The organism is Microcoleus sp. w2-18bC1 (assembly GCF_036700365.1).
In the GTDB taxonomy this organism is placed as follows: Bacteria; Cyanobacteriota; Cyanobacteriia; order Cyanobacteriales; family Microcoleaceae; genus Microcoleus.
In genome coordinates this window covers 1-2,590 of record NZ_JAUBOS010000143.1, presented here as the reverse complement: position 1 = coordinate 2,590, position 2,590 = coordinate 1, and the positions used below count along the sequence as shown (strand labels likewise).

General features: G+C 44.5%; 1 protein-coding gene and 1 pseudogene. One reads left to right on the top strand and one right to left on the bottom strand.

What is annotated here, in order from left to right; translation table 11 throughout:
• Nucleotides 1–246 precede the first annotated feature (246 nt).
• Nucleotides 247–1,443 (top strand): IS4 family transposase, encoded by a 1,197-nt coding sequence (locus tag QT979_RS28705; protein ID WP_333312368.1) that lies wholly within the window; start codon nt 247–249, stop codon nt 1,441–1,443.
• Nucleotides 1,444–1,553: 110 nt separating this feature from the next.
• Here QT979_RS28705 and QT979_RS28700 read toward each other — a convergent pair.
• Nucleotides 1,554–2,474: pseudogene (locus QT979_RS28700) on the bottom strand (fructosamine kinase family protein).
• Nucleotides 2,475–2,590 lie beyond the last annotated feature (116 nt).

The following is a 2,590-nucleotide window of genomic DNA, read 5'->3' as shown; positions in this document are numbered from 1 at the left end:
CTACCTAATTATCAACAAGGCATAAGAGCTATGAGGCTTATTCTATCAGCGTTATAGGCGACTTGTCGCCCCGACAGCTTGCGGCGACAAATTGTATGCAGCCCTAGACGAGTTTCATCACTACACCAATAAGTGACTTTTTTATCTCAAGGGGTGACAAGAGGGCTGCAAATCAGGTAGAATAAGGGTTTGAGCCAACCGTCACCCAAAAAATTGGGGGGTCGCTGCGACCCCCACACAAAATATATGTTCCCTCAATTATACCAAAAAGTTTTCGAGACGCATCTAAATCCTCGCCAGTATCTAACGCTACAATTGTTAGTGTTAATGTTACAAAGCTATCGAGATGTCAGCTTATCTACTTTAGCCAACAAGTTTCCACAACCGATAAAGTATGAAAGTCGAGTGAGAAATCTGCAACGGTTTTTAGACTTACCTCAACTGACAGCCAAGCTGTTGTGGTTTCCACTCATCAAACAGCTCCTCAAACAAGAGTTTCGCCGTCAACCGAGCAATCGACAACAACGAAGACGAGTCGAAAAACTCCAACTCATTCATCAAGGATATCTGTTTTTAATGGTCGATAGAACGCAATGGCAAGAGCGAAATTTAATCGTGTTAAGTTTAGCCTGGGGGAAGCATGCCATTCCCGTTTATTGGGAAATATTACCTAAAAAAGGAAGTAGTAGCTTGCACGAACAAAAAAAAGTTTTAACTCTAGTATTGCGGCTGTTGAAGCCTTATCCAGTTCTGGTTTTAGCCGACCGCGAATTTCACAGCGTCCAACTGGCTTCTTGGCTCAGGCAAAGGAAGATAGACTTCGCTTTGCGACAGAAAAAGGGCACTTGCATTGCCGATGATGGTGTCGTTTATCGAGCGCTCAAAGACTTAAATATTAAACCGGGAAACTCCCGATTTTATGCCAATATTTATTGTACAAAAGCTCATCAGCTTGGAGACTTTAATTTAGCGGCGTACTGGAAACGAAAATATCGAGGTAGAGGTCCAAAAGAACCTTGGTATATTCTGACCAGTTTGAAAAGTTTACCTCGGACTCTTTCCGTTTATGCCGCTCGATGGGGCATCGAAACAATGTTTCGAGATTTAAAAACCGGAGGCTATAATCTGGAAAATACAAAAGTCAACCAGCGGCGGTTAATGGCGCTCGTTTTAGTCATTTCTATCGCTTATACTCTAGCCACTTTACAAGGTGCTTCTTTACAGCATCGAACTGTTGCTGAGTATATTTGTCGTCCCACTGAAACCGGACGTTCAACCGAACGCTATAGCACTTTTTGGATGGGATTGCACGCTCCCGATTGGGGTCAATCTTTCCAGAATTGGTCGGATTTAGCCGCCGTACTGATGAATCTCAAACCCCACCAACGACTCAATTTTCAACAAGGGCTTCATGCTTTATCCTTGCTCCAGAGTGCTTTGTAGCCTTGTTGTCACCCCTTGAGGTATTTGTTGCACGCTCTGTTCGATTGCCCTATCCCCTAAGCCTTGCTATATAAACCTTATAAACCTTTTAGCTCATTATTCAGCAAGCCCTAACTACCAAAAATTCGATTAATCATTTGATTGGCCTGGGACTCGTAACTCCCACCAAACAAATTAAAATGATTTAAAATGTGATACAGATTATAAAGAGTTTTGCGTTCTTCATACCCTGAATCCAAAGGCTAAACCTGATTGTATCCCCGGTAAAACTGCGCCGGAAATCCACCAAATAGCTCAGTCATCGCAAGATCAACTTCTCTATCTCCAAAATATGCCGCCGGGTCAAAAATCACTGGTTCCCCCGCAGATGTCACCCCCGCATTTCCCCCCCACAAATCCCCGTGAACTAGGGAAGGTTGAGGTTCGTAACCTGCTAACAACTCAGGAATTACCTTTAATAAACGTTCCCCTTGGGGAAAATGACCACCCCGACGCCTAGCCAATTTAAACTGATAACCAATCCGCTGTTCTGCCCAAAATTCTGCCCAATTGGCCGTCCAATTATTAATTTGTATAGTTGAGCCGATCGTATTATTAATATCCCACCCAAAACCACCCCTGAACAAGCCCGAATTAGGCTCTTCTCCCCCCCTTAGCAAGGGGGAGTTGGGGGATGTGTATTTGTGCATTTCCGCGAGTTTTCGCCCCATTTCTTCCCAACTTTGATCGCCCCCGCGACTTCCCAAATCCAGCCATTCCACCACAATATAAGCTGAATTCCCCTCAGTTCCCCAGCAAATCGGCTCAGGTACTCGAATCGTCTGGGTTTTCCCCATTTGCTGCAACCCCAGCGCTTCAGCTTCAAACATCGAGACTTGGGAAGCTTGATTGATTTTCACGAAGTAAGTGCCGGAACTGCTGCTGATATAATAGCCTTGATTGATGCAGCCACCGCTTACGGAACGGCGATTGTCGATCAAAAATGTTTCTCCGGTTGTTTCACAGATGTGCGCGGCAATTGTGTCCCACATAGCATCAAATAGTTTTGAGGGTTGAGGGCGATCGAAATTAGTTTAACAGGTAGGGCAACTTCAGCAAAAACAACAAAGCCCCTATCTGAAGCTCAGAAAGAGGCTGTATATTGTCA

What these genes read in the sequence shown, in the direction of transcription:
- QT979_RS28705 (WP_333312368.1), top strand. Translation starts at nt 247, where the DNA reads ATGTTCCCTCAATTATACCAAAAAGTTTTCGAGACGCATCTAAATCCT.